At 65.7% G+C, this 23,862-nt stretch carries 23 protein-coding genes; 16 read left to right on the plus strand and 7 right to left on the minus strand.

All coding sequences use genetic code 11. The features are described 5' to 3' along the window. Nucleotide 1: 1 nt before the first annotated feature. Both N825_RS23605 and N825_RS23610 read right to left on the minus strand, forming a co-directional pair. Entirely contained in the window at nt 2–1,045 is a 1,044-nt protein-coding gene (locus N825_RS23605) for a sulfate ABC transporter substrate-binding protein (protein ID WP_051512840.1), read from the minus strand. Nucleotides 1,046–1,217: 172 nt separating this feature from the next. Further along, nucleotides 1,218–3,158, minus strand: coding sequence for an AsmA family protein (locus tag N825_RS23610; RefSeq protein WP_157619504.1), 1,941 nt, complete (start codon nt 3,156–3,158; stop codon nt 1,218–1,220). A 231-nt stretch (nt 3,159–3,389) separates the two neighbouring features. On the opposite strand from N825_RS23610, the gene N825_RS23615 reads away from it, so the two are divergent. Continuing rightward, on the plus strand, nt 3,390–3,809 hold the full coding sequence (locus N825_RS23615; RefSeq protein WP_037457649.1) for an organic hydroperoxide resistance protein: 420 nt from the start codon (nt 3,390–3,392) through the stop codon (nt 3,807–3,809). Nucleotides 3,810–3,825: 16 nt separating this feature from the next. Continuing rightward, nucleotides 3,826–4,341 (plus strand): MarR family winged helix-turn-helix transcriptional regulator, encoded by a 516-nt coding sequence (locus N825_RS23620; RefSeq protein ID WP_084165004.1) that lies wholly within the window; start codon nt 3,826–3,828, stop codon nt 4,339–4,341. Nucleotides 4,342–4,348: 7 nt separating this feature from the next. Here N825_RS23620 and N825_RS23625 read toward each other — a convergent pair whose 3' ends face one another. Further along, the gene (locus tag N825_RS23625; RefSeq protein ID WP_037457650.1) at nt 4,349–6,010 is read right to left on the minus strand and encodes an acyl-CoA synthetase; all 1,662 of its coding nucleotides are present in this window, start codon (nt 6,008–6,010) and stop codon (nt 4,349–4,351) included. Between the two features lie 172 nt (nt 6,011–6,182). Here N825_RS23625 and N825_RS23630 point away from each other — a divergent pair, with 172 nt between their 5' ends. The 7 genes from N825_RS23630 to N825_RS23660 all read left to right on the plus strand — a co-directional run bounded on the left by N825_RS23630 (nt 6,183) and on the right by N825_RS23660 (nt 13,962). Further along, nucleotides 6,183–6,839 (plus strand): formyltransferase family protein, encoded by a 657-nt coding sequence (locus tag N825_RS23630; RefSeq protein WP_051512842.1) that lies wholly within the window; start codon nt 6,183–6,185, stop codon nt 6,837–6,839. Nucleotides 6,840–6,845: 6 nt separating this feature from the next. Further along, nucleotides 6,846–7,967: a glycosyltransferase gene (locus N825_RS36830; RefSeq protein ID WP_051512845.1), complete on the plus strand. Its 1,122-nt coding sequence runs from the start codon at nt 6,846–6,848 to the stop codon at nt 7,965–7,967. Between the two features lie 178 nt (nt 7,968–8,145). Continuing rightward, nucleotides 8,146–10,053: a propionyl-CoA synthetase gene (locus N825_RS23640; protein ID WP_037457651.1), complete on the plus strand. Its 1,908-nt coding sequence runs from the start codon at nt 8,146–8,148 to the stop codon at nt 10,051–10,053. A 220-nt stretch (nt 10,054–10,273) separates the two neighbouring features. Beyond that, nucleotides 10,274–10,783: a sigma-70 family RNA polymerase sigma factor gene (locus tag N825_RS23645; RefSeq protein WP_051512847.1), complete on the plus strand. Its 510-nt coding sequence runs from the start codon at nt 10,274–10,276 to the stop codon at nt 10,781–10,783. A 9-nt stretch (nt 10,784–10,792) separates the two neighbouring features. After that, nucleotides 10,793–11,707 carry an anti-sigma factor family protein gene (locus N825_RS23650; protein WP_037457652.1) on the plus strand — a complete coding sequence of 305 codons (915 nt, stop codon included), beginning with the start codon at nt 10,793–10,795 and terminating at the stop codon, nt 11,705–11,707. 171 nt (nt 11,708–11,878) lie between these two features. Then, nucleotides 11,879–13,186: an O-acetylhomoserine aminocarboxypropyltransferase gene (locus N825_RS23655; RefSeq protein WP_037457730.1), complete on the plus strand. Its 1,308-nt coding sequence runs from the start codon at nt 11,879–11,881 to the stop codon at nt 13,184–13,186. 5 nt (nt 13,187–13,191) lie between these two features. Next, nucleotides 13,192–13,962, plus strand: coding sequence for an alpha/beta fold hydrolase (locus N825_RS23660; protein WP_037457653.1), 771 nt, complete (start codon nt 13,192–13,194; stop codon nt 13,960–13,962). Nucleotides 13,963–13,980: 18 nt separating this feature from the next. On the opposite strand, the gene N825_RS23665 is transcribed toward N825_RS23660, so the two are convergent. Next, nucleotides 13,981–14,889, minus strand: a complete 909-nt coding sequence (locus tag N825_RS23665) for a LysR substrate-binding domain-containing protein (protein WP_037457654.1) — start codon at nt 14,887–14,889, stop codon at nt 13,981–13,983. A 91-nt stretch (nt 14,890–14,980) separates the two neighbouring features. Between N825_RS23665 and N825_RS23670 the strand changes: the two genes are divergently transcribed. After that, nucleotides 14,981–15,841, plus strand: a complete 861-nt coding sequence (locus N825_RS23670; protein WP_037457655.1) for an alpha/beta fold hydrolase — start codon at nt 14,981–14,983, stop codon at nt 15,839–15,841. Between the two features lie 44 nt (nt 15,842–15,885). Further along, nucleotides 15,886–16,320 carry an acyl-CoA thioesterase gene (locus tag N825_RS23675; protein ID WP_037457656.1) on the plus strand — a complete coding sequence of 145 codons (435 nt, stop codon included), beginning with the start codon at nt 15,886–15,888 and terminating at the stop codon, nt 16,318–16,320. Between the two features lie 24 nt (nt 16,321–16,344). Here the strand turns inward: N825_RS23675 and N825_RS23680 are convergent, their stop codons facing one another. Together N825_RS23680 and N825_RS23685 are read right to left on the minus strand one after the other, a co-directional pair. After that, complete coding sequence (locus N825_RS23680; protein WP_037457657.1) at nt 16,345–18,384, minus strand: methyl-accepting chemotaxis protein; 2,040 nt, start codon at nt 18,382–18,384, stop codon at nt 16,345–16,347. A gap of 292 nt (nt 18,385–18,676) precedes the next feature. Then, nucleotides 18,677–19,153 (minus strand): Hsp20 family protein, encoded by a 477-nt coding sequence (locus N825_RS23685; RefSeq protein ID WP_037457658.1) that lies wholly within the window; start codon nt 19,151–19,153, stop codon nt 18,677–18,679. 233 nt (nt 19,154–19,386) lie between these two features. Between N825_RS23685 and N825_RS23690 the strand changes: the two genes are divergently transcribed. After that, complete coding sequence (locus N825_RS23690; protein ID WP_245613210.1) at nt 19,387–19,821, plus strand: DUF1465 family protein; 435 nt, start codon at nt 19,387–19,389, stop codon at nt 19,819–19,821. 135 nt (nt 19,822–19,956) lie between these two features. Here the strand turns inward: N825_RS23690 and rpmE are convergent, their stop codons facing one another. Continuing rightward, the gene (rpmE, locus tag N825_RS23695) at nt 19,957–20,181 is read right to left on the minus strand and encodes a 50S ribosomal protein L31 (protein ID WP_037457659.1); all 225 of its coding nucleotides are present in this window, start codon (nt 20,179–20,181) and stop codon (nt 19,957–19,959) included. Nucleotides 20,182–20,488: 307 nt separating this feature from the next. On the opposite strand from rpmE, the gene N825_RS23700 reads away from it, so the two are divergent. The 4 genes from N825_RS23700 to N825_RS23715 all read left to right on the plus strand — a co-directional run bounded on the left by N825_RS23700 (nt 20,489) and on the right by N825_RS23715 (nt 23,835). Beyond that, nucleotides 20,489–22,312, plus strand: coding sequence for an ABC transporter transmembrane domain-containing protein (locus N825_RS23700; protein ID WP_051512851.1), 1,824 nt, complete (start codon nt 20,489–20,491; stop codon nt 22,310–22,312). A 9-nt stretch (nt 22,313–22,321) separates the two neighbouring features. Continuing rightward, the gene (locus N825_RS23705) at nt 22,322–22,546 is read left to right on the plus strand and encodes a hypothetical protein (RefSeq protein ID WP_037457660.1); all 225 of its coding nucleotides are present in this window, start codon (nt 22,322–22,324) and stop codon (nt 22,544–22,546) included. A 70-nt stretch (nt 22,547–22,616) separates the two neighbouring features. Beyond that, the gene (locus N825_RS23710; protein ID WP_051512853.1) at nt 22,617–23,105 is read left to right on the plus strand and encodes an RrF2 family transcriptional regulator; all 489 of its coding nucleotides are present in this window, start codon (nt 22,617–22,619) and stop codon (nt 23,103–23,105) included. A gap of 127 nt (nt 23,106–23,232) precedes the next feature. Then, the gene (locus tag N825_RS23715; RefSeq protein ID WP_037457736.1) at nt 23,233–23,835 is read left to right on the plus strand and encodes a hypothetical protein; all 603 of its coding nucleotides are present in this window, start codon (nt 23,233–23,235) and stop codon (nt 23,833–23,835) included. Nucleotides 23,836–23,862: the final 27 nt, after the last annotated feature.

Raw genomic sequence — 23,862 nt, forward strand, 5'->3', positions numbered from 1 at the left:
ATCACTTACCCGCGTTCGCCGAGATCTTGTCGAAGATGCCGCCATCCGCGAAGTGCTTCGCCTGCGCCTCGGTCCAGCCACCGAACTTCTGGTCGATGGTGAAAAGCTTGACCTGGGCGAACTGATCGGCATGGCGTGCGGCCACCTCGGCCAACCTGGGCCGGTAATAGTGCTTGGCGGCCAGCTCCTGTCCCTCAGGGGAGTACAGCAGCTTCAGATAAGCCTCCGCCGCCGCGCGGGTGCCGCGCCGGTCGACGACCTTGTCCACGACGGCGACCGAAGGCTCCGCCAGGATGCTGAGCGACGGCGTGACGATATCGAATTGGTTCGGGCCCAGTTCCTCGACCGCCAGATAGGCCTCGTTCTCCCAAGCCAGCAGCACGTCGCCGATCTGGCGCTGGACGAAGGTGATGGTCGAGGCGCGGGCGCCGGTGTCCAGCACGGGGACGTTCTTGAACAAGGCCTGCACGAACTCCCGCGCCTTGGCCTCGTCACCGCCGAACTTTTCCAGCGCGAAGCCCCAGGCCGCCAGATAGTTCCAGCGGGCGCCGCCCGATGTCTTCGGGTTCGGGGTGATGACCTGCGTGCCCGGCTTGATCAGGTCATCCCAATCCTTGATCTGCTTCGGGTTACCCTTGCGGACCAGGAACACGATGGTCGAGGTGTAGGGCGCGCTGTTGTCGGGCAGCCTGTTCTGCCAGCCCTTGTCGATCAGGCCCGCCTCGGCGATGGCATCGACGTCATAGGCGAGCGCCAGGGTCACGACATCGGCGTCCAGGCCGTCGATCACGGAGCGGGCCTGCTTGCCCGAACCGCCATGTGATTGCTTGATGGTCGCCTTGTCGCCGTTGTTCCCGGCCGCCCACGTCTCGGCGAACAGCTTGTTGAACGCGACATAGAGTTCGCGGGTCGGATCATATGAAACATTGAGGAGAGTCGTGGACGCCGCCGCGGATGGGTTTGTTCCCAACCCAATCGCTCCAATGGCGACTCCCACCGAGACTACGAAGGCCGCGACGCCGCGGGCGAATATCTGGAACGTCATGCGAAATCTCCTGGACGGGGTCCTCGGGAGGGATCTGGCCATTTCACAAAATTCTAAGGCACAAATCTCGACCGATTTAGTGGAGTTTAGACACGCGTCCGGAGAGCCGCCAAGCGGTTTTTTCGGCTTGATGTGCTTTTGGGGGTGCCTCACCTCCCCCAAAAGCCTTGGATCAGCCCCGATTCTCCGCCCGGTTGATCAACCGGGAGCATGGGCTATCCTGCCCCTCGCCCGGCTCGAGGAGCGGCAGGATCGCGGCCAGTGGGGTCAGCAATACCCCCAAGGCCACGGCGGCGGCTCCCCGCGCGATGGCCGCCGTCGGATCGACGGTGACGTGCGGATCCGCGAAAGTCCCTTCGGCACCCACGGGAGTCCTCGCCGACAAGGGGCTGAAGTCCTTGGGATGGGCCAGCATCTCGATGTCGAAGCGTTCGTTCTTTAGGTTGGCGGAAGCCTCGCCGATGACGTTGGTGTCCTCGGTGTCGAACACCAACGCCTTGGACTTCATCAATCCATCGGTGATGCCGAAGTCGGCGACCATGCAGCGCACGCCGACAGGTTCGTCCTCCGATAGGGCGAAGCCCAGCGCTTCTGCGATGTCGATACCGACCACTTCCAGGATCAGGTTGCTGACCTTGCCGCCCTCCATCACCATGGACATGTGTCCATTGCTGGAGCCGAGCATGCTCCGCACGGTGTCCCCCCTACCCTTGAGCTGTAACTTGCCGCCGAAAGTGCCGCCCATATCCTGGGCGAACTGGGTGCCCTGGAAGAACTTCGCCAAGTCGAGCGCCCGCATCTCCAGGTCCATGTCGATCGTCGGTGGGGTCTGCTGGGCGTCGATCTGGATGATGCCACCCGCCTTGCCTCCCGCGACCAGCAACCGCACCGGCTCGATCCGGGCGCGGCCATTGTCGACGATGATCCGGGCGTCGAACTCGTTGGCGGGGACATTGGGCACCAGCAACTTGTCGGCGTGGTACCGCATCTCGACGTCGACCGCCTTCAGCATCTCGACATTGATCGGCGTGTTGGGGATGACGCGGCCCTCCCGGTCCAACTGGCGGGCCTGCTCGACCTGCTTCGGTGACGCGGTCTCACCTTCGCCGACGGCGGGAGGCGCTCCGATGAAGCCGGCGAGATCGTCGTAGTCGAGGTTCTTGGACCGCAGGTTGCCGGTGACCTTGGGGCGCTCGTGGCCCAGGTCGATCTGGACTTGGCCACCAACGTCACTGTCGCCGACCCTGCCCTCCGCGTCGGTCATCGCCCAGACCTTGCCATGGCGCTCCAGCCGGCCGGAAACGTCGAAGGGAGGGGTCGATGGCGCCGGGAAACCGATGATCGGGAACAGGTCGGCCAAGTCCTGGCCGCGGATATCCACCGTCACATCCATTCCGGCCAATTCCTGCGGATCGGTCAGCGAGCCCTCGATGACCGTGCGCGTGCTGCCGACCGACGCCTCGGCCCGCACGGGGAACGGCGTCTGTCGGTCGCGCAGGGCCAGGAAGGTGCCGGTGGTCGCGTCGAGGTGAAACGGTTCATCGGCGTAATTGCCGTCGGCGACCATGCGGACGCGGTCCTCGCCCTGCTCGTTCCGCTCGGTGTTGACCGTGCTGGCGACCTGGATGTTCAGTCCATCGTCGCGGTACTCGACCTCGCCGCCCTTGATCTCGATGTGTCCGATCTCCGGTAGGTTAGGGCTGCCGTCGCCCTCCTGCGGTGGATCACCCTCGACATTGGCGAAATCCCAATTCCCCGTCCCTTCGGCATTGCGGGCCAGTTTGATCTTGGGGTCGATCAGCGTGATCTGTGGGATCACGATGGTTCCACCGACCAGCTTCCTGAGGTCCAGCGTGACCTCGACGGCGCCGATGTCGGCCATGTCGCCCTCACCGGCCCATTCGGTGTTGGCGAGATGGATTCCACCGGCGCGGATGCGCGGCGTCAGGGACCAGTCGATGTCGAAGTTCTCATCGATGCGAACCTCGCGCCCCAAGGCGGCGCTGGCCCGTTTGGCGACGAACTCGCGAGCCCAACTCGTCTCCAGCATCAGCAGGGAGCCGACGACCAGCAGCACGAGCACCCCAATCACGATCCCGAGCCACTTCAACACTCGACCCACAACGCCACCTCGCCCAATCCATCAGGTTAGGAGTCAACCGGCGTGGCGAGATAACGTTTCAAACTCGATGGATTTGCCCCATGCGCTTCATGCCAAAAATGCATTGCTCACAATACAATTGCACATGAGATAATTTATTGCCTACGATTTGATTGTGCGCAATCATTTCTCCATCGAAACACGGCGCTCCGGCCAACCCGACGCCGCACGGGAGTGAATGTCATGAAGGTTCTGTATTCGACCAAAGCTCGCGCCACCGGTGGACGTGACGGCAAGGCCACGACCGATGACGGTCTGCTGTCGGTTTCCCTCGCCACTCCAAAGGAGTTGGGCGGACCAGGCGGCGCCACCAATCCCGAGCAGTTGTTCGCCGCCGGCTATTCCGCCTGCTTCGTCGGCGCCATGAAATTCGTGGCTGGCAAGACCAAGATCGCCATCCCCGCAGACGCCTCGGTCTCGGCCACGGTCGGCATCGGAGCCCGCGACGATGGCGAGGGCTTCGGCATCACGGTGGCGCTCGCCGTCGACCTGCCCGGCATGGAACGCGCCGCCGCCGAGGATCTCGTCGCCCGCGCCCACAAGGTTTGCCCTTACAGCCACGCGACGAAGGGTAATATAGAGGTGACGACCACCATTTCGTGAGAACCCGGACCCAACCATGACCGAGTCCCGCGTCACCGAGCCCCGCCATCCGGAGAACACCCTTGCCGGAACCGGCGCCACCGAAGCCGGTGACAACCCGCTGCTGCTCGCCAATCAGATCTGCTTCGCCCTCTACTCCGCCACCCACGCCATGACCAAGGCGTACCGTCCCCTGCTCGACGACCTTGGCGTGACCTATCCGCAGTATCTCGTGCTGCTGCTGCTGTGGGAACGGGATGGCCGATCGGTCAAGGAGTTGGGCGAGCATCTGAGCCTGGACAGCGGGACGCTCACCCCCCTGCTGAAGCGCCTGGAGGGACAAGGTCTGGTCAGCCGGTCGCGCGACCGCGCCGACGAGCGGTCCGTCCTCATCCATCTCACGGTCCAGGGCAAGGCGCTCCACGACAAGGCGGAGTGCCTGCCCGCCCGGATCACCGAGGCGTCGGGCTGCTCGACTGCGGATCTGGCCGGCTTGCGCGACCAGATCCTGCGGTTGAGGAACGACCTGACGGCGGCGCTCCGGAAGACGTGAGCCTCCGCTATTCCTTGGCGGACGCCCGCTCGTTCAGCTGTCTCGCCATATCGCGCAGGACGAACTTCTGGATCTTGCCGGTCGAGGTTTTCGGCAGGTTGGTGAACACCACCGTGCGCGGGCTCTTGAAGTGGGCCAGATGCTCGCGGCAGAAGGCGATCAGTTCCGCCTCCGTCACCACCACGCCATCCTTGACGGTCACGAAGGCGCAGGGGGTCTCCCCCCAGCGCTCGTCCGGCCTGGCCACCACGGCGGCGTCGAGCACGGCGGGGTGACGGTAGAGCACGGCCTCGACCTCGATCGTCGAGATGTTCTCGCCGCCCGAGATGATGATGTCCTTGGACCTATCCTTCAGTTCGATGTAGCCGTTCGGATGCATCACGCCCAAATCGCCGGTGTGGAACCAGCCGCCCTCGAACGCCTCCTGGGTCGCCACCGGGTTCTTCAGGTAGCCCTTCATCACCACGTTGCCGCGCATGAAGACCTCGCCGATCGTCTCTCCGTCGTTCGGCACCGGCTCCAGCGTCGTGGCGTCCGCCACCATCAGACCTTCCTGGACGACATAGGTGACACCCTGGCGCGCCTTGAAGACGGCGCGCTCCTCGATCGGCAGGGCGTCCCACTCCTCGTGCCAAGCGCAGACCACGTCCGGGCCGTAGACCTCGGTCAGGCCGTAGACATGGGTGATCGCGAAGCCCATCCGCTCGATCTTCTCGATCACGGCGGCGGGCGGGGCGGCGCCGGCGGTCATCATGCGGATGCCGGCGGGGATCTCGCGGCGCTGGTCCTCGGGCGCGTTGACCAGCAGGCCCATCACGATCGGGGCGCCGCACATGTGCGTGACGCCATGGTCGGCGATGGCGTCGTACATGCCCTTGGCCGAAACCGCCCGCAGGCAGACATGGGTTCCCGCCATGGCGGTAATGGTCCAGGGGAAGCACCAGCCGTTGCAGTGGAACATCGGCAATGTCCACAGGTACACGGGATGGTGCGGCATCGCCCAGGTGACCGAGTTGCCGATCGCGTTGAGATAGGCGCCGCGGTGGTGATAGACGACGCCCTTCGGGTTGCCGGTGGTGCCCGAGGTGTAGTTTAGCGCGATCGCCCGCCACTCGTCGTCCGGGGGTTGCCACGCGTGATCGGGATCGCCGGTCTCCAGGAATTGTTCATAGGTCATCTGGCCGATCAGGTCGCCGGTCTTGGCCAGCGGGTCGTCGATGTCGATCACGATCGGCCGGTGCTTTGGGTCGATCATGTGGATGGCCTTGTTGATCACCGGCGAGAACTCGCGGTCCGTGATCAGCACCTTGGCCTCGCCGTGCTGGAGCTGGAAGGCGATGGCCTCCGCGTCGAGCCGGATGTTCAGCGCGTTCAGCACGCCGCCGGCCATGGGCACGCCGAAATGCGCCTCCATCACCTCGGGGATGTTGGGAGCCATCACCGCGACGGTGGTCCCGACGCCGACCCCGCGCTTCGACAGGGCCGAGGCCAAGCGCACGCAGCGCTCGTAGGTCTCGGCCCATGTGCGGCGGACATCGCCATGAATGACCGCGATCCGGTTCGGATAGACCGAAGCGGTGCGGCGGATGAACGACAGGGGGGAAAGCGGGACGAAGTTCGCCTCGTTCTTGTCCAGTTCAACCTCGAAGGGGTTGCGGTGCTGAGTCATCCGATGAGTTCCCGGGATTGCGGTGGACGCCCTTGATGGGCATTCTTGTGGCGGCGGAGCATACTCCTTAGCGGGGGCGGTATGGAATGCTCCGCTGCGCCATCACCGCGGCACTTCGCCCCGTCACTCCGGTTCATCCCACAACCCTTGGCCCCTCGAGTCCCACCCCCGAATGGCAAGCGCCCTCATCCTGCTGACCGGATACCGCGAAGCACCTTATCTGATCGACTATCTGCGCGGTTACAGCGACACCTTGCCGATCCACCACGTCACCGACCTGGAGGAACTTGACCGCGAGTGCCTGCCGGGCCGGGTGCTGATCGCGTTCTGCACGGCGGTCATCGTGCCCAAACGGGTGCTCGACCGCCTCGGCCGTCCGGCCTTCAACTTCCATCCGGGACCGCCAACCTATCCGGGCCGCAGTCCGGAGAGCTTCGCCACCTACGACGGCGTCACGAGGTTCGGAGCCACTTCCCACATCATGGCGCCGCGCGTCGACGAGGGACCCATCGTCGGGGTCGAATGGTTCGACGTGCCGCCGGACACCGGACAGATGACGCTGGCCGATCTGGCGTTCCAGGCGACCCTGCGGTTGTTCGCCCGGCAGGCGCCGATCATGGCGCTGTCATCGCAACCGATGAAGGTGCTGGACATCCAGTGGTCGGGCCGCAAGACCAGCAAGCGGGACTACGACATGATGACCGACTTGGCCCCCTGCATCGACGCCGCCGAGTTCAACCGGCGGCTGAGGGCGTTCGGCGAGGACCCGGAGACCAGCATCACGGTCACGCTGCACGGCCACCGCTTCGTGCTGCGGCACGAGGTCTGAGCGCCCATGCGGCTGTGCCTCGTCGATCCGCTGCCTTGGGACTACGACGCCGACACTCCCTTGGAACGGCCGCTCGGTGGCATGCAATCCGCCGCCTGCCATCTGGCGGCGGCGTTGGCGGATCTGGGGCATGAGGTGGCGCTGGTGACGCACACGACGCGGCCGGGCGCGCGCCGGGGCGTCGCCTGCCTGTCGCTCGGCACTCCAGGCGGCCGGACGGAACTACGCGACCGCGCCTGGGATGCCATGATCTCGCTGAGCGCCTTGGCCGGTCCCGTCCGCGCGCTGGTGGCGCCGGGAACCCCGGCCATCCTGTGGACGGGCCACGCCGAGGACCAGCCCGCCGTCGCCTGCCTGGGAACCCCGGCGGAACGTGACGCCTGGGACGGCGTGGCGCTGGTCAGCGAGTGGCAGCGGCTCCGCTATGCCGAGACCTTCGGATTGCCCGCCTTCCGCACCGTCGTCCTGGGGAACGCCATCGCGCCGGCTTTCGAGGGGTTGTTCCAGGATGCCGACGATCTCCAGGCGGCCAAGCGGGCGCGCACGGTCGCCGACGGCGGCCCGATGACGCTGGCGTACACCTCGACCCCCTTCCGGGGGCTCGAGCTTCTGACCGGCATGTTCCCGCTGATCGCGCGACCAGCCCGCCTGCGCGTCTTCTCCGACATGGCGCCGTACCGGACGGGGCCCGCCGACAGCCAGTTCGCCGCCCTGTACGAGCGCTGCCGCGCCACGCCCGGCATCGACCATGTCGGCACTTTGCCCCAGCCCGATCTCGCCCGCGCCTTGAGGCCGATCCCGATCCTGGCCTATCCCTGCACCTTCCCGGAGACCGCCTGCATCGCCGTTCTCGAAGCCATGGCGGCCGGCTGCGCCGTCGTCTCCAGCGACCTGGGCGCTCTGGCCGAGACGACGGCCGGGCACGCCCTGCTGGTCGATCCCGGTGAGGACTGGAGTAGCTTCGCGCCCCGTTACCTGGGCGCCCTGGATCTCGTGATGGCCTCGGTGACATCTAAGGCCGGGATCGAACGCCTGTGGGAACAGGTCCGGTTCGTCAACCAGACGGCGACTTGGGCCGTACGCGCCCGTCAATGGACGGATACGCTGGCGTCCTGGCCACCCCGCTGAAAAGGGGGCCGAATTATTGGTAAGACCGGTATCACGGTCCAAAATGTCGCAGCACCGCCAAAACACGAAACACATTTGCAAAATCTTCGCGCCGTGAAGCACTATCACGCCCGCGTCGCGGGGTTGAACGCCCTGGCGCGGAATGAAACCAACGCTCCAAAAAAGAAGAAGGCGTCCCATGACCGGTCGTTATGCCGAGCTTCACACCCGCTCGATCACCGATCCCGCAGGCTTCTGGGGCGACGCCGCCCGCGAAATCGATTGGATCAAGCCGTGGGACAGCGTCCTCGACAGTTCCAACCCACCTTTCCATCGCTGGTTCACCGGCGGTTTGCTGAACACCTGCCATAACGCGGTCGACCGGCACGTCGACGCCGGGCGTGGCGACCAAGCGGCCATCATCTACGACAGCCCCGTCACAGACACCGTCCAAACGATCACCTATTCCGAGTTGAGGGATCAGACCGCCCGCTTCGCCGGCGCACTGCGCGGCCTCGGCGTCGCCAAGGGCGACCGGGTGATCCTGTACATGCCGATGATCCCGCAGGCGGTCGTCGCGATGCTCGCCTGCGCCCGGCTGGGCGCCATCCATTCCGTGGTGTTCGGCGGCTTCGCGCCGCACGAGCTGGCGACCCGCATCAACGATTCCAAGCCCAAGGCGATCGTCACCGCGTCATGCGGCGTCGAGGGCAAGAAGGTCCTGCCCTACAAGCCGATGCTGGACGCCGCCATCGAGCAGTCGGATCACAAACCCGATCACGTGGTCGTGTTCCAGCGGCCGCAGGTGACGGCCGAACTGGTGGGGCCACGCGATGTCGACTGGGCGGCGGCGGCCGCCGCGGCGGAACCGGCGGAATGCGTCCCGGTCGCCGCGACCGATCCGCTCTACATCCTCTACACCTCCGGCACCACGGGCCAGCCCAAGGGCGTCGTCCGCGACAACGGCGGCCACGCGGTGGCGCTGAAGTGGACCATGACCAACATGTACGACATCAAGCCGGGGGAGGTCTTCTGGGCCGCCTCGGACGTCGGCTGGGTGGTCGGCCACTCTTATATCTGCTACGCGCCGCTGCTCCATGGCTGCACCACCATCGTGTTCGAGGGCAAGCCGGTCGGCACGCCCGACCCCGGCACCTTCTGGCGGGTGATCGAACAGCACAAGGTCTCGGCCCTGTTCACCGCGCCCACCGCCTTCCGGGCCATCAAGCGCGAGGATCCCAAGGCCGAACTGGTCAAGAAGTATGACCTGTCCAGCCTCCGCACCCTGTTCCTGGCGGGTGAGCGTTCCGACCCCGACACGCTGCACTGGGCGGAGGACAACCTCAAGGTTCCGGTGATCGATCATTGGTGGCAGACGGAGACCGGCTGGGCGATCAGCGGCAATCCGATGGGCATCGAACGGTTCAAGGTCAAGTACGGTTCGGCCACCAAGCCGCTGCCGGGATGGGACGTGCGCTGCCTCGACATCTCAAACAACGAGGTCAATCGCGGCGACATCGGCGCGATCTCGGTCAAGCTGCCGTTGCCTCCCGGCACGCTGATGACGCTGTGGAACGCCGACCAGCGCTTCGTCAAATCCTACATGACGGACTATCCCGGCTATTACCAGACGGGCGACGCCGGCTTCATCGACGATGACGGCTACGTCTACATCATGGCCCGCACCGACGACATCATCAACGTCGCCGGGCACCGGCTGTCCACCGGCGGGATGGAGGAGGTCCTGTCCGGACACCCGGACGTGGCGGAATGCGCCGTGATCGGCGTCGCCGACGAGTTGAAGGGACAGGTTCCGCTGGGTTTCCTGGTGCTCAAGAACGGTGTCGAGCGCGATCACGCCGTGATCGTCAAGGAAGTGGTCCAGCGGGTCCGCGACGAGATCGGCCCCGTCGCCGCCTTCAAGCTGGCCATCGTCGTGGACCGTCTGCCCAAGACCCGCTCCGGCAAGATCCTGCGTGGCACCATGCAGAAGATCGCCGACAGCGAGTCCTACAAGATGCCAGCGACGATCGACGACCCGCTGATCCTGAGCGAGATCTCCGAAGCCCTCCAAGGTATCGGCTACGCGAAACCTGGAATGGTTTGACCCTGCCCCTTTGGCGTGGGACATGGCAATGACCGCGCCCCCGAGGGCGCCGTCATTTTTTTGACAAACGGCTGGCGTCCTTTGGAATAAGGCGTGACCGCCGGTGTTCGTGGGATTGAGTTTCGGCTCTTGGCTTTTATCCACGCTCGGGACCGCCGGCATCGGAACTTTCATGAACATGGAAGGTTTCGCCTGAATTATCCACCAACCGGATGACGCAGTGAGCAGATTCGGGACTGAGCTGGAAGTACAGATCTCTTCGCTTCGCCGCTACGCGCGGGCTCTCCTGCGCGATAAGAACGACGCGGACGATCTCGTCCAGGAATCGCTGGCCCGCGCGCTGTCGCGTGCCGACCGATTCAAGCCGGGGACGAACCTCCGGGCCTGGTTATTCACGATCATGCATAACGTGCATGTCAATCAGGTCCGCCAGAAGATCTCAAGACCGGTCGAGGTGCCGGTCGAGGATCATGAGATGCGGCTGATCACGCCAGCCCGCCAAGAAACCAGCATAGAGCTGCGCGACATGTCCAGGGCGCTCGCCGAGTTGCCGGAGGAACAGCGTCAGGTCCTGTTGCTGGTGGCGTTGGAGGGTCTGAAATACGACGAGGTCGCCGCCGCGTTGCGCATTCCGATCGGCACCGTGATGTCGCGCCTGAGCCGGGCGCGCGAGGCGGTTCGGATCAAGCTCTCGAACGAGGGCGGAGTACCCCTCCGCCGGGTCAAGTAGGACATTAACATGGTGGCGCGCCCCGTCGAAGACCGCGATCTTCATGCATACGTTGATGGCTGCCTGGACACCCAGCGGCGCATCGAGGTGGAAGCTTGGCTGGCGGAAGACCCCGCCTCGGCCGAGCGGGTGAACGCGTACCGAAGCCAGATCGAACAATTGCACGACCTCTTCGACGGTGTGCTGCGCGAGCCCGCCACGCCGGAGATGGAGGATCTGCATGACAAGTTGTCCGGCCGGATGGCTGGCAACGACAACCACCGGCGCGGCCTGCTGCGTTCGCCCTTCGCCCGCATGGCGGCGGCCGTCGTGCTGCTGCTGGCCGGTGGCACCGGCGGCTGGATGCTGCGCCCTCCATCCGACCCGGTCGCGGTCGAGCAGCAGCCAGCCCTGCAGTCCTTCGCCCAGGAAGCCGTCCAGGCCCACACCTTCTACGCGACCGACAACCGGTTCGCCGTCGAGATGGGGGGCGAGGACCGGGGAGCCCTCGATAGCTGGCTATCCGAGCGGCTGGGCCGGCGTATCTTCGGCCCCGACCTGTCCTCCTCCGGTTTCCGCCTGATCGGCGGCAGGTCCCTCCCGATCGCGGCAGGCGCCGGCGCGCAGTACATGTATGAGAACGACAGCAAGCGCCGCCTGACCCTGTTCGTCGGAACACCAAGCAAAGCCGGGCAGGAAGCCGCCTTCAGCTATGTGCAGAAGGGCGACGTGTCGATGTTCTATTGGGTCGAGGGGTCGATCGCCTACGCGCTGACGGGCCGGTTCGACCGTGACCAACTAATGAACATCACCCAGGTCGTCTACCGCGAGTTGAAGGGACGGAATGTGCCGCCCCCGCCGGCCCCCGCTCCGCCACCCGATGCCGCCAAGCCGCCACAGCCGGGACCACAGCCGGTCGGCGACATAAAGCGGAAGGACATGTGAGCGGATCCGTCCGATCAGCCAATCAATGCCAACAGCCTTGCCCAACCGTCTTGACTGCGGTGATTTGACACAATAGGTTCATGTCCATCGCTCGAGTTGAGCAGGCGAGGCAATAAAGAAAGAGGGCCGCATCCAAGCGGCCCTCATCTTTTTTTGGGGGAGGCGCTGGCCATGGCGGATGGTCCGTTCTTGAAGTTCGATACGCTCAGCCTGCATGCCGGCCAACGGCCGGATCCAGCGACCGGCGCCAGGGCCGTGCCTCTTCACCAGACGACCTCCTATGTCTTCCAGGACACCGACCACGCGGCGGCGCTGTTCAACCTGGAACGTCCCGGGCACATCTACAGCCGGATCTCCAACCCGACGGTGGCGGTCCTGGAAGAGCGGCTGGCGGCCCTCGAAGGCGGTGTCGGAGCCGTCTGCACCGCCAGCGGACAAGCGGCGCTCCACCTCGCCATCGTGACGCTGATGGGAGTGGGTGGCCACATCGTCGCCTCCAAGGCGATCTATGGCGGCAGTCATAACCTGTTCACCCACACCCTGCCCCGCTTCGGCATAACCACCAGCTTCGTCGATCCGCGCGACTCCGCCGCGTTCCGGGACGCGATCCGGCCCGAGACACGGCTGGTCTTCGCCGAGGTGATCGGCAATCCGGGGCTGGAGGTGCTCGACCTGCCGGCGGTTGCGGAAGTCGCCCACGCGGCGGGCCTACCGCTGATGATCGACAGCACCTTCACCACGCCCTATCTGTGCCGGCCCTTCGAGCACGGCGCCGACATCGTGATGCACTCCGCCACCAAGTGGCTGGGCGGGCATGGCATCGCGATCGGTGGCGCCGTCATCGACGGCGGCCGGTTCGATTGGGAAGCCTCCGGGCGGTTCCCGACGCTGACCGAGCCCTATGCCGGGTATCACGGCATCGACTTCGCCGAGGAGTTCGGCCCCGCCGCCTTCATCACGCGGGCGCGGGCCGAAGGCTTGCGCGATTTCGGCGCCTGCCTCAGCCCGACCAACGCCTTCCAGATCCTCCAGGGTGTCGAGACCTTGCCGCTGCGCATGCGCGCCCATGTCGACAACGCCCGCCGGGTGGCAAGCTTCCTCGAGGACGCCGACGGCGTCGCCTGGGTGCGCCATCCCGACCTGCCCAGCCATCCCGACCATGACTTGGCGAAGCGGCTGCTTCCCCAGGGCGCCGGTTCGGTCGTCACCTTCGGGATAGCCGAGGGGAAGGCGGGGGCTCGACAGGCCGGCAAGCGGTTCATCGAGGCGCTCCGGCTGTTCTCGCATCTCGCCAATGTCGGTGACGCCAAGTCGCTGGTGATCCACCCCGCCAGCACGACCCACCAGCAGATGGACGCGGAGGCGCTGCGGGCCGCCGGCATCGGCGAGGAGATGATCCGGCTGTCGATCGGCCTGGAGGACGGCGGCGACCTGATCGGCGATCTCAAGCAGGCGCTCCGCGCCGCCCAGAAGGGCTGACGGCCATGGAACTGACTGTCGATGGGCACAAGGTCTTCGCCTCGACCGGCGGACGGCTTCTGGACGCGAAGGCGCCCCTGGTGGTGCTGATCCACGGCGCTGGCATGGACCACTCGGTCTGGAGTCTTCAATCGCGCTATCTCGCCCACCATGGCCGTTCCGTCCTCGCGGTCGATCTGCCGGGGCACGGCCGTTCCGGCGGGGCCGCCCTGACCAGCATCGAGGATCTAGCCGACTGGGTGGCACGCCTGATCGAGGCGGCCGGCTTCGAGCGGGCGGCGTTGGCCGGGCACTCGATGGGAGCCTTGGCGGCTTTGGAGACGGCCAACCGCCATCCCGACCGCGTCAGGGCCTTGGCCCTGCTCGGCGTGGCCGAGCGGATGCCGGTCCATCCCGACCTGCTGGCACTGGCGGCGGCGAACGACGACAAGGCCATAGCGATGGTGATTGGCTGGGGCTTCGCGACGTCGCGGGGCGGCTCCGCCGCTCCCGGGCTCTGGCAGGTCGGCGCGGGCATCCAACTGATGCGGGCCACCAAGCCCGGCGTGCTCGGCCTTGATCTGGCGGCCTGTGACGCGTGGCGCGGCGCGCCCGAGATCCGGTGCCCGACCACGCTGATCCTGGGATCCAGCGACCGCATGACGCCCGCCAAGGCGGGTCAGGCGCTGGCCGCCAGGATCGCGGGGTCCCGCGTGGTCGTGCTGAAAGGCTCCGGTCACATGATGATGGTCGAGGAGCCGGACGCCGTCACCGACGCCTTGGCGGCCGCCCTCTGACCTGACCTGACCGGCCCGCTACCGCTTCACGCCGCGCAGGCCCGCCATCCGGGGCACCGCCATGCGGTCTAGCACGAAGCGGGTCAGGCGGTCCGCCGCGGGAGTGGGCGTTCCGAACCGGGTGACCAGCGCGATGGCGCTGTCCGGCAGGTTGGGGAAACCCTCGTCCGGCGTCAGCACGCGCATTCCCGGCAGGATCGTGCCGCGCGCCAGCGCCGTGACGCCCAGCCCCGCCAGGACCGCCGCCTGCAAGGCCGCCACGGCGGCGCTGGTGCAGCGGATCTCCCAGGATCGCCCCACCTGTCCCAGGGCCGCCAGCATGAACCGGCGATAGAGGCAGGGTGCCGGGGACACCGCCAGCGGGACCACGCCGTTCGGCGGATCGGTCCAGTCGGCGCGCGCCACCCAATGCAGGGGTTCCCGCCAAATGGTCTGGCCGGGATCCTCCAGCGGGACGTGCTTGACCAGGACGACATCGAACAGCCCCGCCTCGACTCCGGATTGAAGCACCGCCGAGGTGTCCACCGTGATTTCGGGGACGATGGTCGGAAAGCACCGGGCGAAATCGCCGAGGATGTCGGATAGGAACTGCGTCGCGAACTCCTCCGCGGTGCCGAGGCGCACCGTACCGCCGATCGGCGGCGCCACCAAGCGGCCGACCGCCTCGTCGTTGATCGCGAGAATGCGGCGCGCGTAGCCCAACAGGTGCTCACCCGCTTCCGTGGGCACCACGAATCGACCGCTACGGTCGCAGAGCCGGGCGCCGACCTGATCCTCCAGCCGCTTGATCTGCACGCTGACCGCAGACTGTGTCCGCCCAAGGATCTCGCCAGTCCGAGTGAAACTCCCAGTCTCGGCGACAGTCAGAAAAGCCCGCAGAAGATCCATATCGAGAGTGGGAGGCGTGGGGCCATGACGGGATGGCATGCGGTGAATTCACCTTATCAATTTTTGTTCGGACCGCGCCAAGGCTAGGCTCTGGTCGACTGAGAACAATTTTGTCATCCGGGAGGTTCAGTTGAACAAGGATTTTACCGAACAGCGATTTATCTTGGATGGGGTGGAGATCAAGTTCACCACTGGTGGCAAAGGTCCGCCCTTGCTTCTGCTGCACGGTTATCCCGAAACCCGCGCGACCTGGAACCGTGTGGCGCCGGCCCTCGCGGGGCGTTTCACCATCGTCGCTCCCGATCTCCGCGGTTATGGCGATGGCACCGTTCCGCCGGGCGCCGATTTTTCCAAACGGGCCATGGCTCTGGATCAGGTCAACCTGATGACCAGCCTGGGATACGAGCGTTTCTCGGTCGTGGGCCATGACCGTGGCGGCAGGGTCGCTTATCGGCTGGCGCTCGACCATCCGGGCCGCGTCGATCGCCTAGCGGTGCTCGACATGGTGCCGACACTCGACATGTGGGAGATGATGGACGCCTCCATGGCAATGGCGAACTATCACTGGTTGTTCCTGGCGCAACCTGGAGGCCTACCCGAGAACCTGCTCGGGCGGGACCCGGATGGCTACCTCGATCACACGGTGCTCGGCTGGTGCGGTACGCCCGGAGCCCTGGACCCGGTGGTCGCGGAGTATCGCCGCTGCTTCCGCCGGCCGGAGGTTATCGCCGCCGCCTGCGGGGACTATCGCGCGGGTGCCGGCATCGACCGGACCCATGACGCCGAGGACCGCGCCGCCGGCCGGCGCATCGGTTGTCCCGTGCTGGCGCTGTGGGCGGGTGGAGGAACGGACGGGCTTTCCCATGACACATTGGAGATCTGGCGGCGTTGGGCCGACGACGTGTCAGGCCACGCCATCCCCTGCGGCCATTTCCTCCAGGAGGAGGCGCCGGATGAAGTCGCGCGTGCCCTGATCGCGTTTTTCGACTAGGAAACCACGAGAACGCGGAACTCACCACGAAAGGGCTCGGGCACGTGACTGCAGCCAACGAAACCAGGGAAGCCTATGGGCATTTTCTCGCCATCCCGACGCGCTGGATGGATAACGACATCTATGGCCACGTCAACAACGTGGTCTACTACTCGTATTTCGACACGGTCATCAACGAGTACCTGATCCGCGAGGGTGGCTTCGACATCCACGCCGCCGAGGTGATCGGCGTCGCGGTCGAGACCATGTGCAAGTTCCGCAAGTCGCTGGCTTTCCCCCAGACCGTCGACGCCGGTCTGAGGGTCGGCAAGCTCGGCAACTCCAGCGTCCGCTACGAGGTCGGCCTGTTCGCCGCCGGCGACGCGGAGCCGGCCGCGACCGGGCATTTCGTCCACGTCTTCGTGGAACGGGCCACGATGCGGCCGGTGGCGATCCCGGCGGCGCTCCGATCCTGCATGGAGCGCCTGCTCGTGGCGTGAGGCCGGTGTCTCGACGAACGCCGCTCAGGCCGCCCGTACGGTGGCGATGAACCGGGTGACCTCCGCGCGAAGCTGCTCGGCTTCCCGGGCGAGACCGCTGGCCGCGCCGAGCACCTGTTCGGCGGCGGAGCCGGTTTCGACCGACGCTTGATTGACGCCGACGATGTTCATTGAAACCTCCTGGGTTCCCTTCGAGGCTTCGACGACATTGCCCGCGATGTCGCGCGTGGCGGCTCCCTGTTCCTCGATGGCGGCGGCGATGGTGGTCGAGATCTCGCTCATCCGGCCGATCGTCGCGCCGATGCTCTCGACCGCGGTCCGGGCCCCGCCGGTGGCGCCCTGGATTTCGCGGACCTTGGCCTGGATCTCCTCGGTCGCGCGCGCCGTCTGGGTCGCCAGGGTCTTGACCTCGCTGGCGACGACGGCGAAGCCCTTGCCGGCTTCGCCGGCACGAGCCGCCTCGATCGTCGCGTTCAAAGCCAGCAGGTTGGTCTGCCCGGCTATGCTGTTGATCAGTTCGACCACGGCGCCGATCTGATCCGCCGCCGAAACCAGTCCAAGGATGGTCCTGGTGGTTTCATCGGCCTCCTGGACCGCCCGTCCCGCGATCCGGGTCGAGTTCTCCACCTGCCGGCCGATCTCCGAAATGGACGCGGACAGCTCCTCCGTGGCGGAGGCGACGGTCTGGACATTGGCGGAAGCCTGTTCGGACGCGGCGGCGACGGTGGTCGCCTGCTGGCTCGCCTGGGCCGCCGTCGCCGACATGGCCGTGGCCGAGCTTCGCATCTCGGTCGCGGCGAAGGCGACGGTCTCGACGATGCCCTGGACGCTGGCCTCGAAACGGTCGGCCAAGTCGATCATCGACCGCTTGCGCTCCGCCGCCACGCGGGCCTGCGCTTCCTTGGCGTCCTGTTCAATGCGCCGGGTCCGGATCATGCTGTCCCGGAAGACCTGGACGGTGCCCGCCATGTCGCCGATCTCGTCGCGCCGGCCAACCGCAGGGATCTCCGCGTCGGTATCGCCGTCGGCGAGCCGCCGCATCGTCGCGGTCATCGCCTTGACCGGCACCGCGATCCCACGCGAGATCAACCAGGCGAGCACCAGACCCAGGGCCAAGGCGGCGCCGGACAGGCCGGCGGACATGGTCTTGGCGTCACGCGCGTCGCTGATGGCGGCGTCGGCGACGACCTGTTCCGCCCGGGCCGCGTGTTCGCTGATCAGGGCCGACTGCTCGGTGATCGTCCGGCCGATGGTGCCGAGATCGGCGATCACATCGTCACTCGCAACCAGATCCGCCGCGATCCGCTCGAAACCGCCCGCGAATTCGGTGATGCCGCGATCCACGACGTCCAGCCTCGCGCCCTGTCCGGAAGCGGCGGGCATTTCACGCAGCAGGGCGATATCCTTCTTGATCTCCCCCAGGAATTCCCCGACCTGCTTCCTGTCCTCCGGTTTCCGGTCGATCACGAAACGGCCAGCCACTGTGCGGGCCAGGAGAAGATTGGTTTCCAGCCGCGTGGCGACGAGCAGGGTATCGATGTCGCGCGCCTCGGCCTCGACCTTGATGATCTCGGCGAACCGTTTGCGAAGCGTGATCCCCGCATCGTTCAGGACCGAGCCCATCAAGGACTCCTGGTCGCTCCGCAAGGCGACCAGCTTGTCGAAGTCCGCCGCGTACCGCGCCGTCAGTTGAAGCAACCCGTCCGCGATGGCGGCATCATCCGATGTCGCCTTCTCCTTCATTTCCAGGATGTAGCCATTGGCCGCCAGGAGCGACGTCCCCAAGGCCCGCGCGTCGGATGCCTGCCCGAGAGCGTAGAAGCGGTTGACGGCAAGTCGCGCCTCGGCGATTTCCGTGTCGGTCCGCGCGCTCAAAAGGGCCGTGTTCGCTTGCGCCGTGAAGTCGGCGAGATTTCCCTCACCGGCATCGGCGGAATACCAGGAAGCGGCACCCAAACCCACCAGCAACACCAAAACGGAGCCAAATCCAGCGTAGATCTTCGTTCCGGTTCTCAAATTGGAGAAGAAACCGAATTTGGCGGCGTTTTCCACCGTGGTACCCATACTTGAAGTCTCCTGATGACGCCGGTCCGCGCGTGTTCAGTGGCGGAAACCAGCAAGCCATCGGAATATTGAATTAAATATCTTATGATACGTTAACGTATGCTTAAGTACATAATTTAAATCTGTATTCATATATTATTCAGGCGCTTGTTGGACGCTGATCCGGACAACGCTCCTATACCTGCGGAAAGCGGATATCACTTCCGAAATAACTTGGCGATTGTAGAATAGAAAACGGCACCCCGGTTGCCCGGGGCGCCGTTCGAAGCGACGCGCGTGACACCCGATGGCGTTACGCGGCCTGCTGCTGATCAGATTGCTTGTGCTCCAGCACCTGCGAAGGCGCCGCGGCGGCTATCTTGATCGTACGGGGCTTCATGGCCTCCGGGATCTCGCGGACCAGCTCGACATTCAAGAGCCCGTTCGCCAAGTTGGCGCCGGTTACTTTGATGTGATCGGCTAGCTGGAAGCGGCGCTCGAATGCTCGCCCCGCGATACCGCGATAGAGGTATTGGCCGTTTTCCGCGTCATTCTTAGTTTTACCAGTGATCACAAGCAGGTTTTCCTGCGAGGTGATGTCCAAATCCTCGGCACCGAAGCCGGCGACAGCCATCGAGATCCGGTAGGCGTCGTCGGAGATCTTCTCGATGTTGTACGGGGGATAGGACAGAGCCTGGTCATCGGTCTTGAGCGCGGACTCCAGAACCCGGGTCATGCGGTCGAAGCCGACGGAAGAACGGAACAACGGCGACAGATCATACGTGCGCATTTCATACCCTCCAAAGAGCGATATCAGCGTCGGGGTTCACCACCATGGTCCAACCCCTCAGTGTCGTGGACCGGACCCGATAGCGGCGTCCCATCCACGAAACATGAGATAATCACGCCGATACGGGCTTCAAGAGGAAAATCGCACTGCTGATTCTGTCGCAGGAGCGGCGCGCGATTGGGGGTGCCTGTCGCGGGTCATTGATTTTTAATCTGTGGCAGGGACCATCGATCATGGGACTTCAGATCCCCGGAACGGGAGACAGCGTGAGCGGTCCAACGGCTTTCTTCAACCGCACATACGACGAGACGATGGCCCTGCTCATCGAGGCGAGGAACTACATCGCCTACAACGAGACCGCCGACCAGCGCGGTCTGCCGCCTCAAGTCCGCTTGCAGGTCAGCTATGAATCGTTGCGCGTGACCAGCCGCCTGACCCAGGTGATGGCTTGGCTGCTCGCCCAGAAGGCGGTCCACGCGGGCGAGTTGACGACCCAGCAGGTGGCCGGGGACGAGTACGCGCTGTCGGGCGGCGATGTCTGCACCGACCCATCCGGCCCCGACAACGAGGATCTGCCCGCGGGCCTGCGCAGCCTGCTGGAGCGCAGCCACAAACTCTACATGCGGGTCGAGCGTTTGGATGAGCAGGTCAGGCGCGCCGTCGCCTGACCCGCCAGATGGCTCCCCACCGTCCAGACATGCGAAAAGGCGTCCGGGTCGCGGACGCCTTTTCACTTGGTCGGTATCATATCAGGCAAGGCCTTCGAAAGCGTGCGGCTAATGGGCTTGACGCCCTGAAGCGGCTTACTTCTTGAGACCAAAGCTGCCAAAGCGCTTGTTGAACTTCGCGATCTGACCGCCGGTGTCGAGCAGCTTCTGCACACCCGTCCAAGCCGGATGCGACTTCGGATCGATGTCCAGGCGCAGCGTGTCGCCGGCCTTACCCCACGTGCTCCGGGTCTGAAACGAGCTTCCGTCGGTCATGACGACGTTGATCTCGTGATAGTCCGGATGGATGTCTTTCTTCATGGCCCAGTCCCCGAAAAAGAGCGCGCCTTATAGCGAACCAGCGCCGAAGACGCAAGCGGCATCTCCGGGAAGAGTCGATCATCCCGGTCTTGATCCCTGGCGTTCGGCACTCGGGGGAGCGGGCTGATGTGACGCGGACCGCTCCGCTTGTTGCGCTGGCGGCACCTTGCTATACCAGCGACGGCCGTTCAAGCTCCGTCACTGCGGGAATCTCCTGGTGTTTCGAGAACAAACCAACGCCGCGCCCCTGTCCGGACCAGTATCCGGCCGGGCATCCGGTCAGACGACCAGACCGACCGCGGCACCCGTGATCGACGCCAAGGCCGAAGCCCGATCGGCGCCCCGCAATCGCGACCTCGGACCGCTGCGCCAACTGCTGCCCTTCCTCAGGCCTTACCGTCTCGCGATCGCGGCGGCCGCCGTGTCGCTGACCGTGGCCGCCGGCACCGTGCTGGGGCTGGGCGCGGGTCTCCGCGCGCTGGTCGACCAGGGTTTCGCCGCCGGCAACGCAGGGTTGCTGGACGAGGCGCTGCTGGTGATGCTGGGTGTGATAGTCGTCCTGGCTGCCTCCACCTTCGGACGCTTCTATCTCGTCTCGTGGATCGGCGAGCGCGTCGTCGCCGACCTCAGGCGCGCCGTGTTCGACCATGTGGTCAAGCTGAGCCCCTCCTTCTTCGAGTCGACCCGGACCGGCGAGATCCTGTCGCGGCTGACGACGGACACCACCGTGCTCCAGGTGGTGGTCGGCTCGACCATCTCGATCGCGCTGCGCAACGCGCTGCTGCTGATCGGTGGCTCCGTCATGCTGCTGATCACCAGTCCGAAGCTGACCGGCTTGGTCTTCCTGGTCGTGCCCCTGGTGATCGTGCCGATCGTCTTCTTCGGCCGCCGGGTCCGCAAGCTGTCGCGTGAGAGCCAGGACCGCGTCGCCGACGTCGGTTCCTTCGTCGACGAGACCCTGGGCGCCATCCGCACCGTGCAGGCCTATGGGCACGAGGATGCCGAACGGCGCAACTTCGGCGCCCGTGTCGAGGACGCGTTCGACGTCTCGGTCCGCCGGGTGCGGGTGCGCGCGATCCTGACGGTCATCGTCATCGTGCTGGTGTTCGGGGCGATCGGCACGATCCTGTGGGTCGGTGGGCATGACGTGCTGGCCGGACGCCTCAGTGGCGGCGACCTGTCGGCCTTCGTCTTCTACGCGGTCGTCGTCGCCGGGTCGGTCGGCGCCATCAGCGAGGTCATCGGGGATCTCCAGCGGGCCTCGGGTGCCACCGAGCGGCTGTTCGACCTGATGGCGACGGTGCCGGAGATCACGGCGCCGGCCAATCCCGTCCCCCTGCCGCTGCCCGTCAGGGGCGCGGTCGCCTTCGACGCCGTCCGCTTCCATTATCCCTCACGGCCGGATGACGCGGCCCTCGAGGATTTCAGCCTGTCGGTCGAGCCGGGCGAGACGGTCGCCCTGGTCGGCCCGAGCGGCGCCGGCAAGACGACGGTGTTCCAGCTGCTGCTGCGCTTCTACGATCCGCGCCAGGGCCGCGTGCTGGTTGATGGCGTCGACGTCAGGACGGCCGACCCCTCCGACGTGCGCGCCCGCATCGGGCTGGTGCCCCAGGACCCGGTGATCTTCTCCACCAGCGCGCTCGAGAACATCCGCTACGGCCGGCTCGACGCCACCGACGAGGAGGTCCGCGCCGCCGCCGACGCCGCCCACGCGCTGGACTTCCTGGACCAGTTGCCGAATGGCCTGAACACCTATCTGGGCGAGCGCGGCGTCAGGTTGTCGGGCGGACAGCGCCAGCGCGTCGCCATCGCCCGCGCCATCCTCCGCAACCCGCCGATCCTGCTGCTGGACGAGGCGACCAGCGCGCTCGACGCCGAGAGCGAGCGAGTCGTCCAAGCGGCGCTGGAGAGGCTGATGGAGAACCGCACGACGCTGATCATCGCCCATCGCCTCGCGACGGTGCTGAACGCCGACCGCATCGCCGTCATGGAGCGGGGAAAGCTGGTTGCAACCGGAAGTCATGGCGAACTCATCAAGCAGGGCGGTTTATACGCGCGCCTCGCCTCGCTCCAGTTCGACCTCCGCGATGATGACGGCGCGGCGCTTGCCTTGCGAACCGTGGCGGAGTAAGCATTTCGCATGGTTGACACGCGCCCCACTGGTCCAAACACCAATCTTCCCGTCCGCGCCGATGCCGGCAGCGGCCGGGCTTCGCCTGGACGCGCCGTCGAGGAACTGCGGGCGAAGCGGTCCCACAGCGGACGCGTGCCAAGCCTGAAGCAACTCGCCAGCCTGATGGTCGACGGCATTCTGACGCTGCCCTCATATTACCGGCGCGGCATGTATCTCGACCTGCTGGTCTGAGCCGGCGATCACCGCCAACGCTTCGACCATTTCACTCTCCGGCCCCCGGCGATAGGCGCCTTCCTAAGAAATGCTGTCCCAGAAGGCCAAGTACGCCCTCCGCGCCCTCTTGATGCTGGCGGAACGATCGGAGGATGACTTGGTCATGATCGCCGACATCGCCGAGCGGGAGAACGTACCGCGCAAGTTCCTCGAGGCGATCCTGCTGGACCTGCGGAAGCGGGGGCTGCTGGACAGCCGCAGGGGCAAGAACGGCGGCTACCGTCTGGCCAAGCCTCCCGCCGCGATCTCGTTCGGCGAGATCATCCGGATCGTCGATGGCCCCCTGGCTCCCCTGCCCTGCGCCAGCAAGAGCGGCTTCCGCCCCTGCGAGGACTGCACCGACGTGGACACCTGCTCGGTGCGCTGGCTGATGCTACGGGTCCGCGATGCCACGGCGGATATCCTGGACAATTGCTCCCTGGCGGATGGGCTGAAGCATCGCCGCGCCACCGGCGTCCTGCCCGGTGAGGACGTGCCCGACGATATGCCCGGAAGCATGGCGGCCACCCCTCTTTGACACCGATGCCCGCCGGGAGTTTACGTGACGATGCCGGGCACACCATGTTTAATACATTCTGAATTCCAGATGCCGCCGCGACCTCGTCAATCCCGTCGCCGCGGCATCGATGCAGGAGTGCTTGATCATGGTGCGGAATCACCGGCGGCCGTTCGACCTCCGGGCCTTGACGCTCGGACTGATGCTCGCGGCGATGCTGGCACTGGCCCCAGGCGCCGTCAGGGCGGCCGACAGGGCCACGCTCCAGAAGTTCATCGGTAACTACGTCGGCCAAAGCATCTCTCTGGCCGACCAGGGACTCAGCGAACGCGATCTGGCGGTGACCATCAAGCCCTATGGGGACGATGGTTTCTCGCTGGACTGGACGACCATCACGAAACGCCCGGAAGGCAAGTCGAAGCAGCAGAGCTATTCGGTCGCGTTCGAGCCGACGCCGCGCGCTGGGATCTTCCGCGCGGCGCAACGGCGCAACATGTTCGGCCACTTCACCCCGCTCGACCCGATGGCGGGCGAACCGCTGCTGTGGGCGCATCTGGGGACCGACACCCTGACCGTCCAGGCGTTGCTGATCACCGAGGACGGCGGTTACGAGATCCAAACCTACGAGCGCAAGCTGGCGGCCCATGGCTTGGACCTGACGTTCTCCCGCGTGGCGGACGGCAAGGTTCTCAAGACGATCAGCGGCGTGCTTCGCAGGGTAAAGGACGGCCAACCGCTGCCCGTGAAATAACGAACGTCCAACGTGGTTGAACTCCGG

Origin of the sequence: Skermanella stibiiresistens SB22, assembly GCF_000576635.1 — a bacterium.
GTDB classification, from domain to species: domain Bacteria; phylum Pseudomonadota; class Alphaproteobacteria; order Azospirillales; family Azospirillaceae; genus Skermanella; species Skermanella stibiiresistens.

Bases quoted from the DNA above. Each gene is read 5' to 3' on its own strand.
- N825_RS23605 (WP_051512840.1), bottom strand. From the start codon at position 1,045: ATGACGTTCCAGATATTCGCCCGCGGCGTCGCGGCCTTCGTAGTCTCG.
- N825_RS23685 (WP_037457658.1), bottom strand. From the start codon at position 19,153: ATGCGCACGTATGATCTGTCGCCGTTGTTCCGTTCTTCCGTCGGCTTC.
- N825_RS23650 (WP_037457652.1), top strand. From the start codon at position 10,793: ATGGTGGCGCGCCCCGTCGAAGACCGCGATCTTCATGCATACGTTGAT.
- N825_RS23705 (WP_037457660.1), top strand. From the start codon at position 22,322: ATGGTTGACACGCGCCCCACTGGTCCAAACACCAATCTTCCCGTCCGC.
- N825_RS36830 (WP_051512845.1), top strand. From the start codon at position 6,846: ATGCGGCTGTGCCTCGTCGATCCGCTGCCTTGGGACTACGACGCCGAC.
- N825_RS23690 (WP_245613210.1), top strand. From the start codon at position 19,387: ATGGGACTTCAGATCCCCGGAACGGGAGACAGCGTGAGCGGTCCAACG.
- N825_RS23640 (WP_037457651.1), top strand. From the start codon at position 8,146: ATGACCGGTCGTTATGCCGAGCTTCACACCCGCTCGATCACCGATCCC.
- N825_RS23660 (WP_037457653.1), top strand. From the start codon at position 13,192: ATGGAACTGACTGTCGATGGGCACAAGGTCTTCGCCTCGACCGGCGGA.
- N825_RS23625 (WP_037457650.1), bottom strand. From the start codon at position 6,010: ATGACTCAGCACCGCAACCCCTTCGAGGTTGAACTGGACAAGAACGAG.
- N825_RS23715 (WP_037457736.1), top strand. From the start codon at position 23,233: ATGGTGCGGAATCACCGGCGGCCGTTCGACCTCCGGGCCTTGACGCTC.
- N825_RS23630 (WP_051512842.1), top strand. From the start codon at position 6,183: ATGGCAAGCGCCCTCATCCTGCTGACCGGATACCGCGAAGCACCTTAT.
- N825_RS23665 (WP_037457654.1), bottom strand. From the start codon at position 14,889: ATGCCATCCCGTCATGGCCCCACGCCTCCCACTCTCGATATGGATCTT.
- N825_RS23615 (WP_037457649.1), top strand. From the start codon at position 3,390: ATGAAGGTTCTGTATTCGACCAAAGCTCGCGCCACCGGTGGACGTGAC.
- N825_RS23655 (WP_037457730.1), top strand. From the start codon at position 11,879: ATGGCGGATGGTCCGTTCTTGAAGTTCGATACGCTCAGCCTGCATGCC.
- N825_RS23710 (WP_051512853.1), top strand. From the start codon at position 22,617: ATGCTGTCCCAGAAGGCCAAGTACGCCCTCCGCGCCCTCTTGATGCTG.
- rpmE (WP_037457659.1), bottom strand. From the start codon at position 20,181: ATGAAGAAAGACATCCATCCGGACTATCACGAGATCAACGTCGTCATG.
- N825_RS23680 (WP_037457657.1), bottom strand. From the start codon at position 18,384: ATGGGTACCACGGTGGAAAACGCCGCCAAATTCGGTTTCTTCTCCAAT.
- N825_RS23620 (WP_084165004.1), top strand. From the start codon at position 3,826: ATGACCGAGTCCCGCGTCACCGAGCCCCGCCATCCGGAGAACACCCTT.